This window comes from Bradyrhizobium guangdongense, assembly GCF_006483445.1.
GTDB lineage: Bacteria > Pseudomonadota > Alphaproteobacteria > Rhizobiales > Xanthobacteraceae > Bradyrhizobium > Bradyrhizobium guangdongense_A.
Genome location: NZ_PPPT01000097.1, coordinates 55,650 through 69,213, shown reverse-complemented (window position 1 = coordinate 69,213; position 13,564 = coordinate 55,650). Strand labels below are relative to the sequence as shown.

The 13,564-nt window shown below is 65.3% G+C and carries 13 protein-coding genes; 8 read left to right on the top strand and 5 right to left on the bottom strand.

Going from position 1 to position 13,564, the window contains the following annotated elements; all coding sequences use genetic code 11:
* The 3 genes from C2U70_RS14400 to C2U70_RS14390 all read left to right on the top strand — a co-directional run.
* Positions 1-768, top strand: a 768-nt coding sequence (locus tag C2U70_RS14400; RefSeq protein WP_140978844.1) for a HipA domain-containing protein, incomplete at its 5' end; no start/stop codon positions are given.
* 335 nt (positions 769-1,103) lie between these two features.
* Entirely contained in the window at positions 1,104-1,604 is a 501-nt protein-coding gene (locus tag C2U70_RS14395; protein ID WP_140978842.1) for a Twin-arginine translocation pathway signal, read from the top strand.
* A 10-nt stretch (positions 1,605-1,614) separates the two neighbouring features.
* Positions 1,615-2,253, top strand: coding sequence for a ferric reductase-like transmembrane domain-containing protein (locus tag C2U70_RS14390; RefSeq protein WP_140978840.1), 639 nt, complete (start codon positions 1,615-1,617; stop codon positions 2,251-2,253).
* Positions 2,254-2,317: 64 nt separating this feature from the next.
* Here C2U70_RS14390 and C2U70_RS14385 read toward each other — a convergent pair whose 3' ends face one another.
* Entirely contained in the window at positions 2,318-2,671 is a 354-nt protein-coding gene (locus tag C2U70_RS14385) for a hypothetical protein (protein WP_140978838.1), read from the bottom strand.
* Positions 2,672-2,937: 266 nt separating this feature from the next.
* On the opposite strand from C2U70_RS14385, the gene C2U70_RS14380 reads away from it, so the two are divergent.
* Genes C2U70_RS14380 through C2U70_RS14370 form a run of 3 tightly spaced genes read left to right on the top strand, consistent with a single transcriptional unit; the run spans position 2,938 to position 5,961 of the window.
* A complete protein-coding gene (locus C2U70_RS14380; RefSeq protein ID WP_140978836.1) occupies positions 2,938-4,194 on the top strand; it encodes an MFS transporter in 1,257 nt (418 codons plus the stop codon).
* Between the two features lie 31 nt (positions 4,195-4,225).
* Positions 4,226-5,431 (top strand): M20/M25/M40 family metallo-hydrolase, encoded by a 1,206-nt coding sequence (locus C2U70_RS14375; protein ID WP_140978834.1) that lies wholly within the window; start codon positions 4,226-4,228, stop codon positions 5,429-5,431.
* A gap of 5 nt (positions 5,432-5,436) precedes the next feature.
* The gene (locus C2U70_RS14370) at positions 5,437-5,961 is read left to right on the top strand and encodes a hypothetical protein (RefSeq protein WP_140978832.1); all 525 of its coding nucleotides are present in this window, start codon (positions 5,437-5,439) and stop codon (positions 5,959-5,961) included.
* A 6-nt stretch (positions 5,962-5,967) separates the two neighbouring features.
* Here the strand turns inward: C2U70_RS14370 and C2U70_RS14365 are convergent, their stop codons facing one another.
* Both C2U70_RS14365 and C2U70_RS14360 read right to left on the bottom strand, forming a co-directional pair.
* A complete protein-coding gene (locus C2U70_RS14365) occupies positions 5,968-6,450 on the bottom strand; it encodes a VOC family protein (protein WP_140978829.1) in 483 nt (160 codons plus the stop codon).
* Positions 6,451-6,542: 92 nt separating this feature from the next.
* Complete coding sequence (locus C2U70_RS14360; protein WP_186294258.1) at positions 6,543-7,526, bottom strand: Bug family tripartite tricarboxylate transporter substrate binding protein; 984 nt, start codon at positions 7,524-7,526, stop codon at positions 6,543-6,545.
* Between the two features lie 191 nt (positions 7,527-7,717).
* Here C2U70_RS14360 and C2U70_RS14355 point away from each other — a divergent pair, with 191 nt between their 5' ends.
* Both C2U70_RS14355 and C2U70_RS14350 read left to right on the top strand, forming a co-directional pair.
* Entirely contained in the window at positions 7,718-8,803 is a 1,086-nt protein-coding gene (locus tag C2U70_RS14355; RefSeq protein ID WP_140978825.1) for a mandelate racemase/muconate lactonizing enzyme family protein, read from the top strand.
* Positions 8,804-9,010: 207 nt separating this feature from the next.
* Positions 9,011-10,171, top strand: a complete 1,161-nt coding sequence (locus C2U70_RS14350) for an amidohydrolase (protein ID WP_186294257.1) — start codon at positions 9,011-9,013, stop codon at positions 10,169-10,171.
* Here the strand turns inward: C2U70_RS14350 and C2U70_RS14345 are convergent.
* Positions 10,168-12,462, bottom strand: coding sequence for a TonB-dependent receptor (locus C2U70_RS14345; RefSeq protein WP_140978823.1), 2,295 nt, complete (start codon positions 12,460-12,462; stop codon positions 10,168-10,170). The genes C2U70_RS14350 and C2U70_RS14345 overlap by 4 nt on opposite strands.
* Positions 12,443-13,507 (bottom strand): HoxN/HupN/NixA family nickel/cobalt transporter, encoded by a 1,065-nt coding sequence (locus C2U70_RS14340; protein ID WP_186294256.1) that lies wholly within the window; start codon positions 13,505-13,507, stop codon positions 12,443-12,445. Before C2U70_RS14340 ends, C2U70_RS14345 begins: the two co-directional genes overlap by 20 nt.
* Positions 13,508-13,564: the final 57 nt, after the last annotated feature.

The following is a 13,564-nucleotide window of genomic DNA, read 5'->3' as shown; positions in this document are numbered from 1 at the left end:
GTCGGCGGAGCGCGGCCGAAGACGATGATGACGTCGGACAACAGAAAGTACATCGCGAAGTTCTCGTCGCAGAACGATCTCTACAATGTCGTCAAGGCAGAGTTCGTGGCGATGCGGCTTGCTGCGAAAGCAGGTCTCGCTGCGGCCGCCGTCAATCTCGAACGCGCCGCCGGAAAGGACGTGCTACTCATCGAACGCTTCGATCGGCAAAAGACCGACGGAGGGTGGCAGCGCCGCGCGATGGTGTCGGCGCTGACGCTGCTCCAGCTCGAGGAGATGATGGCGCGTTACGCGAGCTACGAAGACCTGGCGACGATCATCCGTCACCGGTTCGTCGCGCCCAAGGAAACGCTCAGGGAATTGTACGGAAGGATGGTGTTCAACATTCTTTGCGGCAATACGGACGATCACGCCCGGAACCATGCGGCGTTCTGGAATGGGAAGGAACTCTCGCTGACGCCCGCTTACGACATCTGTCCGCAGGCCAGGTCAGGCGGCGAGGCCGCTCAGGCGATGCTCATCACCGGCGAACGACGTACGAGCCAGCTCACAACCTGCCTTGAAGCCGCTCCCCTCTTCCTGCTCGACACGCGTGAGGGGACCGCGATCATCGCGGCACAAATCAGGGCCATCAAGAAGTTCTGGAAGGAGGTCTGCGACGCGGCGGCACTCTCGCAAGTCGACCGCAACTTCCTGTGGGGGCGGCAATTTCTCAATCCGTTCGCCTTCGTCGATGCTCCGGCAGCACTCGCCAAACTCGCCGAGTGAAGCCGCGGGAGACCATTGTTGCGCAAGTTCTCAAGCGCCCGCCCCTTGTGTGACCTAGATCATAGGTTGCATCCACAGGGCAGGCTATTTTGCGGATACCGGTTGAGCGTCAGCCGCTTTGCCGCGCCCCCACGGGCGTTTCCTCCCCTGACTTCGCCGATCGCTCCGGCCAAACGGAGCGATCGGCGCTTTCGTCCGCTTCGGCCGACACCCCATTCACAACACCGTTATTGCGCCTCATCGCAGCTCTCCCGTCGCGCAACGGGAACTGGGCGTCTCGCGCGCGTTGTTGTACCCTCGGGCCAAACGACTGCACGTTCGCAGGAGGAGTTTGCATGACCCTCATCCTCACCCGCCGCAACCTCCTCGTCGCCGGCGGCTCCGCCCTCGCAACGGGGATCGTCGCAACCGGGGCTCCCGGCCTTCTGCTGCCCGCGCATGCGGACGGCCTCGCGCCGACGCAGTCGATGTCGGGCGGCGCCAACAATTATCGCAAGGGCGCTGACATCGTGGACCGGATCGGCAAGGGCGGCTTCTGGATGAGCGGCACGGTGCGCCGCGCCGGCGACGGCGCTCCGCTCGCCGGCCAGCGCATCCAGATCTGGGCGCACACCGTCGAGGGACAGGAGCACGAGCCGCAGAGCCATGGCGCGACGCTCACCGACAAGGACGGCAAGTTCCGGCTCGAGATGCCGCAGATCATTCCGATCTTCGGCCAGCCGCACGGTCACCTCGCCTATGACAGCGGTGAATTCAAAACCGTGTTTTTGCGGCCGGTGATGAAGAGCGCGAAAGAGACCAGCCTCGAGGCGCACTTCGTGCTGCAGCCGGCCTGACGGGTTGCGAATGAAGCGGTGGACATCGGCGCGGGCGATCCTGATCTGGGTCGCCCTTGCTTTTGCCGTTGGCGTGCCGATCGCGCTCGCCGCAACGAGCGAGCAGCTCGCATGGCGCGGCCCGGTCTACATCCTCGCCGGCTTCGCAGGGATCGTCGCGCTCGGGCTCGTGCTGGTTCAGCCCTTGCTGATCGGCGGCTATCTGCCGGGACTGTCGGCCTATCGCGGGCGGCGCGCGCATCACTGGATCGGCGGCGCGCTGGTCCTGGCCATCGTGATCCACGTCGCCGGCCTCTGGATCACCAGCCCGCCCGACATGATCGACGCCCTCACCTTCGCGTCGCCGACGCCGTTCTCGCCCTTCGGCGTGATCGCCATGTGGGCGATCTTCGCCGTGGCGTCTCTCGCCGCACTGCGGCGGCGGCTGGGACTGCGCGCGCAAACCTGGCGCATCATCCATATGCCGCTCGCGATCGTGATCGTCGCAGGCGGCGTGGTCCATTGCGTGCTGATCGAAGGGACGATGGAAACCGTCTCGAAACTGGCGCTTTGCGCGCTTGTTCTCGCCGCAGCCATCAAGGTGATGGTCGATCTGCAGGTGTGGCGAAAGCGACGGACGCTGCGCGCAGAGAGCGTTGCACGACAGTGAGCGCGATTTGCACAATTGCCGCACCCGGCGTGCCGCGGCACGCCGCGGTGACGGCGGCCGCAGGTCAGTTCGCCGGCAGGACCTTGTAGGTCAGCTCGTAGAACGGTCCGCCGGGCCCGGCCGGGTTGAACTTGATGTTCTTCGCTCCCTGGCCGGCATCACCGGCGTCGATGATGGTCTCGCCGAGGAACGCTGCGCCCGGCCCGTTGAGGAGAAGCCGCAATTGCAGCGGATTCTGGAACGGCACGAATGACTGATTGTCGAACTCGAACTCGGTGCGCTCGAGCTCGTCATTCGGCACCAAACGCATCGTGGCCACCTGAAAACGTTCCTGGCCGATGACTTCCGCCATGGCGATGTCGGTCGGAAAGTTCAGGGGCCCGGTCATGTCCATCAATTTCAGAAGTGGAAATCCCATTGCAGCCTCCTCATGAAATCAAGAAACACAACCAATAATTGAGCCTCTCGTGGGAGAGACCGTGTGAAGGAGAACACATTTGCCGGTCACGTCTTCGCGTGTTCCCGTGATCGGACCATTGGACATCGCATTGCTTACGCGGCTTGCGGATTTCTCAGGGATGCCGAACACCCGCGATCCGGAATGACGGGGCTGTCCCTCGCGCAGTTGGCACGCGTCGTCCGATCGTGTAACGCCAGCGAAAAGCTGGTCGGGACGGGACGCGCATGGATATTGCTGCCAATGACGATGCCGGCGTCGGCACCCGTGCGCTGGTGTTTGCACTTGTAGCTCTCGCCTGCGGGCACATGCTGTCGACGCTGCTCCGCACCATTCCGGCCGTGAGCCTCGACCTGATGGCGGCGGATTTCCATCTGGAGCCGCAGGCGCTGGCGAGCTTCACCTCGGTCTATCCCTTTGCCTTTGCGGCCGCGCAGATTCCGGTCGGCGCCGCGATGGACCGGTTCGGCGTCCGGCCGGTGTCGCTCAGCCTGCTCGCGGGAACCGTGGTCGGCGCCATCGCGTCGGGTTTTGCGACCGGACCTGAGAGCTTTGCGGTCGGCCAGGTGCTGCTGGGGATCGCCACGTCAGGCATGCTGATGTGCCCGATGACGCTCGCCGCCAAGCAATTGTCGGCGGCGCGCTTCGGCCTGTGGTCGGGCGCGATCCTCTCGATCGGCAATGTCGGCATGCTGCTGTCGTCGTCACCGCTCGCCTTCGTGGTCGATCATTATGGCTGGCGCGCCGGGTTCTGGATCGCTGGCCTCGCCGGCGTCGCGGTTGCGCTCGCGGTGTTCTTGCTGGTGCCGAGCCAGCCAGCCGAGCACAAGGACGATTCCTCGCCGCTGAAGCAGATGATCGAGGTGCTCAGGCTCGGCCTGTCGTATCAGCTGCGCGGGCTGATCGCGCTTGCGCTGGTGTCGCTTGCGACCTCGCTGGTGCTGCGGGGACTGTGGGGCGGGCCGTGGCTGATGGAGATCAAGGGACTCTCGCGGGTCGAGGCCGGCAACCAGCTCGGCGCCTTCACGCTCGCGATGATCCTGGGCCCGCTCTGCATCGGCATGATCGACCGGAAACTCGGCCGGCGCCGCGAGCTGGTGGCGGCCTCGCATCTGACCGGCGCGATCCTGCTGGCGCTGATGGCGCTCGGCGCGCCGAACTATCCGGTGTCCGCGCTGTTCGGCGTCTCCGTGATGCCGCCGCAATACGATTTCGCGCTGTTCGTGCTCATTGGACTGGCGACCTCGGCGCAGCCGCTGATTTTTGGCATGTCGCGGCAACTGGTCGACGCGCAGACCGCGGGCAAGGCGCTCGCCGCGGTCAACCTCGCCTTCTTCCTCGGTGCGGCGCTGATGCAGTCGATCACCGGCGCGGTCGCAGCGCTCGCGGGCCTGCCCGCCGTGCTGCTGTTCATGGCGACGGGACTCACGATCGGATCGCTGATCTTTTTGGCCTATACGTCGCGGCCGCCGGCGATAAACTAGAGTCGCAACGGTCTACGCAAAGGAATGATTCATGCCCGTCGACACCAAAGCCGCCACCGATCGCCTGATGCGCTTCCTCGCCGTCGAAGGGGTGACCGGACAGGAGGCCGCGATCGGGCGCGAGCTCACCGCGGCGCTGCAAGAGGCCGGGGTATCCGCGGATGCGATCCGGCTCGACGATGCCAACACGCGCATTCCGGTGCCGACCGAGACCGGCAACCTCATCGTCGACCTGCCCGGCCGCGGCGTGCTGCACAACCAGCCGCGCATCATGTTCATGACCCATATGGACACCGTGCCGCTGTGCGCCGGCGCCAAGCCAAAACTCTCCGGTCGCAAGATCGTCAACGAGGCAAAAACCGCGCTGGGCGGCGACAATCGCTGCGGCTGCGGCGTGCTGGTGACGCTGGCCGCCGAGCTCGCAAAGCAGAAGCTCGACCATCCGCCGATCACGCTGTTGTTCTGCGTGCGCGAGGAGAGCGGGCTCTATGGCGCGCGCCATGTCAAGCTGGACAAGCTCGGCTCGCCGAAGATGGCCTTCAACTATGACGGCGGCTCGGCCTCCAACGTCGTCATCGGCGCGGTCGGCGCCGATCGCTGGCATGTCGAGATCTTTGGCCGCGCCTCGCATGCGGGTGTCGCACCGGAGCGCGGCATCTCCGCGACCATGATCCTCGCGCTGGCGCTCGCGGATGTGAAGGCCGGCGGCTGGTTCGGCAAGGTGGTGAAGGGCAAGGGCGCGAGCGCCAGGCAAGGCACCAGCAATGTCGGTCCCGTTACCGGCGGCGAAGGCCGCCCCGCGGGCGATGCCACCAATGTCGTCACCGACTATGTGCATGTGCGCGGTGAGAGCCGCAGCCATGACGGAAAATTCTTCAAGGAGATCACGAAGGCCTACAAGGCGGCGTTCGAGAAGGCCGCCAAAAAGGTGACCAATGCGCAAGGCAAGTCCGGGAAGGTCAAGTTCACGGCCGTGACCGACTATTATCCGTTCCGCATGAAGGACAATCTGCCCGTCGTCAAACGCGCGGTCGAGGCTGTCTCCGCGGTCGGCGGCACGCCGAACGTCCGCACCGCCAATGGCGGGCTGGATGCGAACTGGATGGTCCGTCACGGCATTCCGACCGTGACCTTCGGCGCCGGACAGAACGAGGCGCACACGATCGACGAATGGATCAATCTCGACGAATACGACCGCGCCTGCGCGCTCGCGGTGCAGCTCGCGACGATGCGGTGATGCGCATGATCCGGTTTACGATCGCGGGATTGGCGCTGCTGGCGCTTGCGGACACGACGGTTGCGGAAGAGGACAACAGCGCCATGCTGGTCGATCTCTTCGCAAAGATCTGCGCGCCCAAGCCGGCCAGGCCGAGCCAGATCCAGCGCATCGCAACGAGCCTCGGTTTCGTCAGCGACAACCCGGTCAAACCCGAGATGGAGCGTGGGGCCAATATCGATATCGTCTACTTTGCGAGGCTGATGAAGAACGGCGAGAAGGTCGGCGGCATCAGCACCTATTTCACCGGGCCCGACGACGGGCCGAGCGTGAGCTGCGCAGTGTCGGCCACGGGCGTCTCGGCCGACACGCTGCCCGGCCTGATCGAGACATCGTTGAAGGCCCGCGAGCGGGCCGACCAGCCGACCGAGAAGGAACACTTTCATCGGGCGAGCTGGCGCGTCGGCGCCGACACGATCGAAATGTCGGCGTGGCAAACGCCGCCGCGCCGCGCCTCGATCAGTATGAGCTACGTTGGCTATAAGCGGTGAGCGGGATCACCCGCGGCGCGCCGCCGCAATCTTGGCAACATCAATCTTCTTCATGTCCATCATCGCCGCAAAGGCGCGCTTGGCCTCGCCGCCGCCCTTGGCCATCGCCTCGGTGAGCACGCGCGGGGTGATCTGCCAGGAAATGCCCCATCTGTCCTTGCACCAGCCGCAAGCGCTCTCCTGCCCGCCATTGCCGACGATGGCGTTCCAATAGCGGTCGGTCTCTTCCTGATCGTCGGTGGCAATCTGGAACGAGAACGCTTCGTTGTGCTTGAACATGGGGCCGCCATTGAGGCCGACGCAGGCGACGCCGGCAACCGTGAACTCGACGACCAGCACGTCGCCCTCCTTGCCGGCGGGATAATCGCCGGGCGCACGATGGATCGCCCCGACCTTGCTGTCCGGAAACGTCGCGGCATAGAAGCGGGCCGCAGCCTCGGCGTCCTTGTCATACCAGATGCAGATCGTGTTCTTCGCGGCTTGCGCCATTTGCGGCTCCTTTTCGCTGGGTCCTGGTCCAAGGACGCTAGCCCCGATCGCGTTCCGACATCGCCGCAGGATTTATTTTCGGGCGACTTGCCTCATTCCGCCTTGATGTTGGCAGCGGCGACGACGGCGGCGAGTTCCCGCGTCTCCTTCTCGATCCTCGCCGCATAATCGGCCGCACCGAGCACGGACACGACGCCTTGCGTCTCCAGCCGCTCCTTCAACGCCGGATCGGTCGCGACAGCCACGATCTCCTTGTGCAGCGTCTCGACAACAGGCGCCGCCGTGGCCTTCGGCAGCAGAAAGCCGACCCAGAACGAGAGGTCGAAGCCGGGATAACCGGCCTCTGCGACCGTCGGCACGTCGGGCAGAGCCGGCAGCCGCGCGGCGGAGGACACCGCGAGCGCGCGCAGCTTGCCGGCCTTCACCAGCGGCACGGCGGAGAGCGGATCGAACACGGCCAAAGTCTCCTGCGCGAGGATGCCGACCTCGGCCGCGGAGCCGCCACGATAGGGCACGTGGATCATCTTGATGCCGGCCTTCTGGCTCAACAGCTCCATGGCGAGGTGCGCAAGATTACCGTTGCCGCCGGAGCCATAGGCGAGCGCGCCGGGGGCAGCCTTGGCGGCGGCGACGAGATCGGCCACCGTCTTGATGTCGGCCGTCTTGGGATTCTCCGGATTGATCACCAGCACCAGCGGCGCCGACACGACTGTCGTGAGCGGCGCAAAGTCGCGCTGCACGTCGTAGCGCGCGTCCTTGAACAGCGTCGGATTGAGCGTGATCGCGGACGAGTTGCTGGCAAGAATCGTGTGGCCGTCGGGCTCGGAGCGTGCAACAGCTTCAGCCGCGATCATGCCGTTGGCGCCGGCGCGGTTCTCGACCACGAAGGGCTGGCCGAGCTTTGCCTGCAGCCTATCCGCGACGATGCGCGCGACGACATCGACGGGGCCGCCGGCGCTGAAGCCGACGAGGATCTTGACCGGATGGTTTGGATATTTTTGCGCGGCGGCAAGCGACGGAAGAGCCGCAAGAGATAATCCGGCGATCATCGCCAGCGAGCGAACAATCTTCTGCATGTCGTACTCCCATCGCGAAACCGCGCGCCATCTCTTGCGACGCTTGCTGCGGTTCAAGATCAATATCGAACGCGGCGGATTCCGCAATCGCGTTTCCATGCGCGGATCGTCACGCCAATTCCGCCACGCGGCAGGTTGCCCAAGCCAGGCGATCGGCCTAACCTGCAGGAAAAAGACGGGAAGGAAACAACATGGCGCTTATCAAGACCACCGAGACCGGACTCTACCGGATCCCCCTCCCCGTGATTCTCTCCGATAGCACGCATGGCGAGATCAAGGCGTTCGAGCTCATCACCTGCCGCGTGCGCGATGCCGACGGCGCGGAAGGCGTCGGCTACACCTACACCGTCGGCCGCAATGGCGGCGCGATCGCCGATATATTGAAGCGCGAGATTCCGGAACTGGTCGAGGGCCGCGAGGCCGACGACAGCGAGGCGATCTGGCATCACGTCTGGTGGGCGCTGCATTATGGCGGACGCGGCGGCGCCGCGGTGCTCGCGCTCTCCGCGCTCGACATCGCGCTATGGGATCTGAAGGCACGGCGCGCGAGCCTGCCGCTGTTCCGCCTGCTCGGCGGGTACGACGCGCGCGTGCCCTGCTATGCCGGCGGCATCGATCTCGATCTGACGGTCGAAGCGCTCTTGAAGCCGACCGCCGACAACATCGCCAAAGGCTTTCGCGCCATCAAGATGAAGGTCGGCCGCCCCGATCTCAAATCCGACGTTGCGCGTGTGCAGGCGATGCGCCGGCATCTCGGCGAGGGCTTTCCGCTGATGGCGGACGCCAACATGAAATGGACGGTGGAGGAAGCGATCCGCGCCGCCCGCGCCTTGCAGCCATTCGACCTCACCTGGCTGGAGGAGCCGATTATCCCCGACGACGTCGCAGGCCATGCCCGCATCATGGCCGCCGGCGGCGTGCCGATCGCGGCCGGCGAGAATCTGCGTTCGCTGTGGGAGTTCAAGAACTACATCGCGGCGGGTGCCGTGTCCTATCCCGAACCGGACGTGACCAATTGTGGCGGCGTGACCGCCTTCATGAAGATCGCGCGGCTCGCAGAGGCCTTCAACCTGCCGGTGACGAGCCATGGCGCGCACGACATCACCGTGCACCTGCTGGCGGCCTGCCAGAACCGCTCCTATCTCGAGGCCCATGGCTTTGGGCTCGACCGCTATATCGAGCATCCCCTGGTGCTGGAGAAGGGCATGGCCCTGGCGCCGCCGCGACCCGGCCACGGCATCAGTTTCGACTGGAAGGGGCTGGCACAGCTCGCATAGACGTCGCGGGTTCTCCGTCATGCCCGGGCTTGTCCCGGGCATCCACGTTCTTCGCGCTAAGAGAAAGACGTGGATGGCCGGGTCAAGCCCGGCCATGACGATGTGAGGAGCAGCGCTGCTGCACGCGAGCTATTCGCGGGCGCCGGATGACGGGCGCGCGGATTTCGTTATGGTGGCGGGAGCCGCAGCCTGCGAGAGACGCCAATCGTGACACCAGCCGTAACACCCGACCTGCACCGGAAACTGACCGCGTGGCGCCAGCATTTGCATGCCCATCCCGAACTGTCCCTGCATGAAAAGGCGACGGCGGCCTTCGTGCAGGCGCGGCTCATCGAGCTCGGCATTCCCTTTACGGCCAACATCGGCGGCCACGGCATCGTCGCGACGTTGACGCGCGGGGCTGCCCAGGGACGCGTCGGCCTGCGCGCGGACATGGACGCACTGCCGATCACGGAGGAAACCGGGCTTGCCTACGCTTCGCGCAATCCCGGCATCATGCATGCGTGCGGACATGACGGCCACACAGCCTCGCTGCTCGGCGCTGCCGCGCTGCTGGCCGCCGACACGAGCTGGAGCGGCACCGTCGATTTCGTCTTCCAGCCGGCAGAGGAAGGGCTTGGCGGCGCGAAGGCGATGGTCGCCGACGGCCTGTTCGAGCGGTTTCCGATGACGCAGATCTTTGGCTTCCACAACTGGCCCGGGCTCGAGGCCGGTACGATCGCGGTGCATGACGGCGTTGTCATGGCCGCCGGCGGTCGGGTAACGCTGACGATCGACGGACATCCCGGCCATGCCGGCATGCCGCATCTGACGCGCGATCCCGTGGTCGCGGCCGGGCATCTCATCGTCGCGCTGCAATCGATCGTGTCGCGCAGCGTCGATCCGCTCGACACCGCCGTGCTGTCGCTGTGCACGATCGAGGGCGGCACGGTGCCGAACCAGATCGCCTCGCGCGTGACGATCCGCGGCACGCTGCGCAATCACCGCGGCCCGGTCAGGGATGTCATCACCGAAGGCATCGAGCGGGTCTGCGCGGGCGTCGCGACCAGTTTTGGCGTCAAGGTCTCGTCCGAAGTCACGCCCGGCGTCGGCGTCCTCGCCAATGCGCCGCACGAAGCGGGCCTGGCGCGCATGGCCGCGGAAAGGGTCGCGGCGCCGCTGCGGCGCGATCTCGCGCCCAGCATGGCCGGCGAAGATTTTGCCTTCTACCTCCAGCATCGCCCCGGCGCCTTCGTCTGGATCGGCAACGGCGCTTTGCGCGAGGGCGCGGAGCTGCATGGCCCGTACTACAATTTCAACGACGCGATTTTGCCGACGGCCTCCGGCTGGATGGCCGAAGTGGCCAGGACGGCGCTGAGCGCGAATTAAAAACTTCCCGCCATCGTCACCCGGAAGGTCATGGGCTCGACCGGGTGCAGCACGTAATCCATCACGCCGTTGCTGCACACGGCGGCGGGCGCAGCGTTGGCGGCGCAGAGGTTGTAGAGCGTGTCGGTCTTCAGCAGCGAACCATAGGCATAGGTGATCTGGTTCGCTTTGCTGTTGAAGAGGTTGAGCACATCGAACTGAATGCGCCAGCCGTTCTCGGTGCGGTAACCGAGCCGCGCATTGACGATGCTGGTCGGCTGCGAGCGGAACGCGTTATCCTCCGTCAGCGGGCTGGAACCGATGTAGCGCCAGCGCGCGCCGCCGAACCAGCCGGTCTTCTCCCCCAGCGTAATGCCTGCGGATGCGATCATTGCCGGCGCGTTCGGGATGTAGTTGCCGGGCGCGTTGCCGATCTGCGCTTCCGGAAAGCCCGCGAGCGAGGCGTAGACCGCGGCCTGGTCCGGATCCGTGCCACGGAAGCGCGCATGGGTCATGGCGAGATCGGCGTCGATATCGATCCACGATCTTGGGCGGTAATGGTTGGTCCACTCAAAGCCGTAGCGGCGGCTGGCGCGCGTCGCCGAGGTGTCGCCGGTATCGCCAGAGAACAGGATCTCGGAATTCTGGTCGAGGATGAAGACGCTGAGCGAGGTCTCGGTGTCGGGAATGAGCTTGCTGCGCACGCCAACCTCCGCGCCCCTGGTGCGCACCAATAGCGGCGACGGCGTGAGCTTGTTGACGGGATCACTGGGGTCCTCGGTCGTGGTCGCGCCGCGCGCGTCATTCGAATGCATGCCGTAGCCGGCGCCGAGGAAGAACTCGGTCTTGTCAAAGGGGCCGAACACCACGCGCAGCTTTGGGCTACCGATCGCAGCGTTCGCGCGGCCTGAATTGTTGGAATTGAACAGCGAGGTGACGTCGGCCGAATAGTAGTCGCCGCGCCAGCCGGCGATCGTGCGCAGCCAGTCGGTCCAGCGCATGCTGGTCTCGGCAAAGACCCCGACACTCCCCTCGCCGACCTTATCGCTGCGGATATTGGAGAGAAAGCTGCGCTGGAATGTCCTGGTGAGCGCGAGATCGATCGCGTCGTAGCGGGATTGCAGGCCGATCGTGGTCTGCATCGGCAGGCCCGCGAACGATCCGTCGAGCGTCCGCGAGAGGTTGGCGCCGGCCATCAGGCGGTCGTCGTGCTGGTGAAACTGGTCGCCGAGTACGGGATTGGCGAGGACATAGGTGAAATTGTTGTAGAGATCGAGCTCGCTCTTCACCACGAAGGCGTTGGCTTTCCACGATCCCTTGTCATCGCTTTGCGCCACGCGCACCGACAGCGCAAAGCGGTTGGTGTTGCCGCCGTCGCTCTCATCTTCCGACCCAAACCGGCCGAGCAGGCCTGAGTCAATCGCGCGTTGCGGCACCTGGTCGGTGGAGTTCCATGTGTTCGCATAGGCCATCGTGGTGACGGACACGCCGTCGGTCGCCGTGCCCTGGCTGTAGCGCACGAGCCCGTTCAGCTTGCGCACATTGTCCGGATTGTCCCAGGGGCCGTTGTAAGTGCCGGCTTCGCCGGCGACCAGCAGCGTGCCCTCGCCGAGCTTCACAGAATCCATACCGAGGAAGCGGCGATAGCCAAAGCTGCCGGCGGTCATCTGCGCCAGGCCCTTCACGGTGCGGTCGATCAGGCCGATATGCACGGCGCCGACCGAGGAGAAATCGCCCTCGTCGGCGAAGTAAGGCCCCTTCTTCACCTCCATCGCGCCGATGGTTTCCGGAATCAACCAGTTGAGGTCGGCGTAGCCCTGGCCATGCGCGTGAGTGCGCATGTTGACGGGCACGCCGTCGACATAAACGGCGAGATCGGTGCCGTGGTCGAGATTGTAGCCGCGCAGAAAATACTGGTTGGCTTTGCCCTCGCCGGAATGCTGAGTCACGATCAGTCCCGGGACGGCTTCGAGCACCTCGCCGGGACGCGTCACCGGCCGTGCGTTCAACTCCTCGCCCGACACCGTGATCTGGCTCGCCATGCTCGGTGCGACGGGCGGACCGGACGCCGTGCCGCGCCCGTCCGATGCAACCGATGCCGCAGGATAAACCACGATACGGCTCGTGGTTGCTGCCGTTCGCGTGGGCCGGCGCGGCGCTGGCTGTTGCTTTTTCCGCGGAACGTCGTCGCGCGTCACCTCGATCGGCGGCAGGCGGCGTTCGCCTCCGGCATCCTGCGCAAGAGCGCGCGTCGTGTCGATCAGGAGGACGCAGGCGCCGAGCGCGCCGATCCTAGGCAGCCTCGACCACATTACCGCACTTCAACTCGTCCGCCTCAGCGCGATCGGCTCTGAACGCGGCACGATAAAGCACGAAGGACACGAGCCAGGCGAGTGCGAACAGCGCGATGACGACGAAGCCAAAACCGGCGAGGGAGTCGTTGAGATGGTCGACCAGCGCCCAGAGACCGCCGGACAGCCCAAGCTGCTCGCCGATCAGCCCGAGCGCCTCGACGCCGCCGATGAACAGCGCGACCGCGACGGACGCACCGGTGATCGTGAGGTTGTACCGGAGCTTGCGCACGGGATCGACAAAAGCCCAGCGATAGGCGCTCACCATCAGCGCAGAATCCGCGGTGTCGACCAGCGCCATGCCGGCGGCGAACAGGGCAGGAAACACCAGCAAGTGCGACAGCGACATGCCGTGCGCGGCTTCGGTTGCGGAGATGCCGAGCAGGCCGATCTCGGTCGCGGTGTCAAAACCGAGCCCGAACAGGAAGCCCAGCGGATACATGTGCTTTGGTTTTGTCACCAGGCGAAACATCGGCGCGAGCAGCCGCGCCAGGAAGCCACGGCCCGCCAGCAATGCGTCGAGCTGCTCGGCATCGTGGACACCGCTGTCGCGCACCGCGCGCAGGGTGTGCCACAGGTTGACGAAGATGACGAGGTTCATGACGGCGATCAGCAGCAGGAAGATCGCGGAGACCGACGTGCCAATCAGGCCGCCGATGCTTTTGAGCAGGCTGTCGCCACCGAAGCTCACCACGCCCACAGCGAGCAGCACGGTTGCAATCACGACCACGGTGGAATGGCCGAGCGCGAAATAAAGCCCCGCGCTCCTGGGTGCATCGTCGTCATGCATCAGCTTGCGCACGACGTTGTCGATGGCCGCGATATGGTCGGCATCCACGGCGTGGCGCAGGCCGAACACCCAGGCGAGCCCTGCGGTCGCCATGATCGCGGGCCGGTCGGCGAAGACAGCAAAAGCCCAGGCCCAGGCGGCGATATTGGCGGCAATGAGCCCGCCGAACAGCAGGACCGTGCCGGGCTTAACCGCCCGCACAGCCCCATTGATCACGCGCCGTGGTCCATTCACCGTAGCCACTCCAAGTATGATGTTTATCAAAAACTATCA

What these genes read in the sequence shown, in the direction of transcription:
- C2U70_RS14395 (WP_140978842.1), top strand. Translation starts at nt 1,104, where the DNA reads ATGACCCTCATCCTCACCCGCCGCAACCTCCTCGTCGCCGGCGGCTCC.
- C2U70_RS14390 (WP_140978840.1), top strand. Translation starts at nt 1,615, where the DNA reads ATGAAGCGGTGGACATCGGCGCGGGCGATCCTGATCTGGGTCGCCCTT.
- C2U70_RS14385 (WP_140978838.1), bottom strand. Translation starts at nt 2,671, where the DNA reads ATGGGATTTCCACTTCTGAAATTGATGGACATGACCGGGCCCCTGAAC.
- C2U70_RS14380 (WP_140978836.1), top strand. Translation starts at nt 2,938, where the DNA reads ATGGATATTGCTGCCAATGACGATGCCGGCGTCGGCACCCGTGCGCTG.
- C2U70_RS14375 (WP_140978834.1), top strand. Translation starts at nt 4,226, where the DNA reads ATGCCCGTCGACACCAAAGCCGCCACCGATCGCCTGATGCGCTTCCTC.
- C2U70_RS14370 (WP_140978832.1), top strand. Translation starts at nt 5,437, where the DNA reads ATGATCCGGTTTACGATCGCGGGATTGGCGCTGCTGGCGCTTGCGGAC.
- C2U70_RS14365 (WP_140978829.1), bottom strand. Translation starts at nt 6,450, where the DNA reads ATGGCGCAAGCCGCGAAGAACACGATCTGCATCTGGTATGACAAGGAC.
- C2U70_RS14360 (WP_186294258.1), bottom strand. Translation starts at nt 7,526, where the DNA reads ATGCAGAAGATTGTTCGCTCGCTGGCGATGATCGCCGGATTATCTCTT.
- C2U70_RS14355 (WP_140978825.1), top strand. Translation starts at nt 7,718, where the DNA reads ATGGCGCTTATCAAGACCACCGAGACCGGACTCTACCGGATCCCCCTC.
- C2U70_RS14345 (WP_140978823.1), bottom strand. Translation starts at nt 12,462, where the DNA reads ATGTGGTCGAGGCTGCCTAGGATCGGCGCGCTCGGCGCCTGCGTCCTC.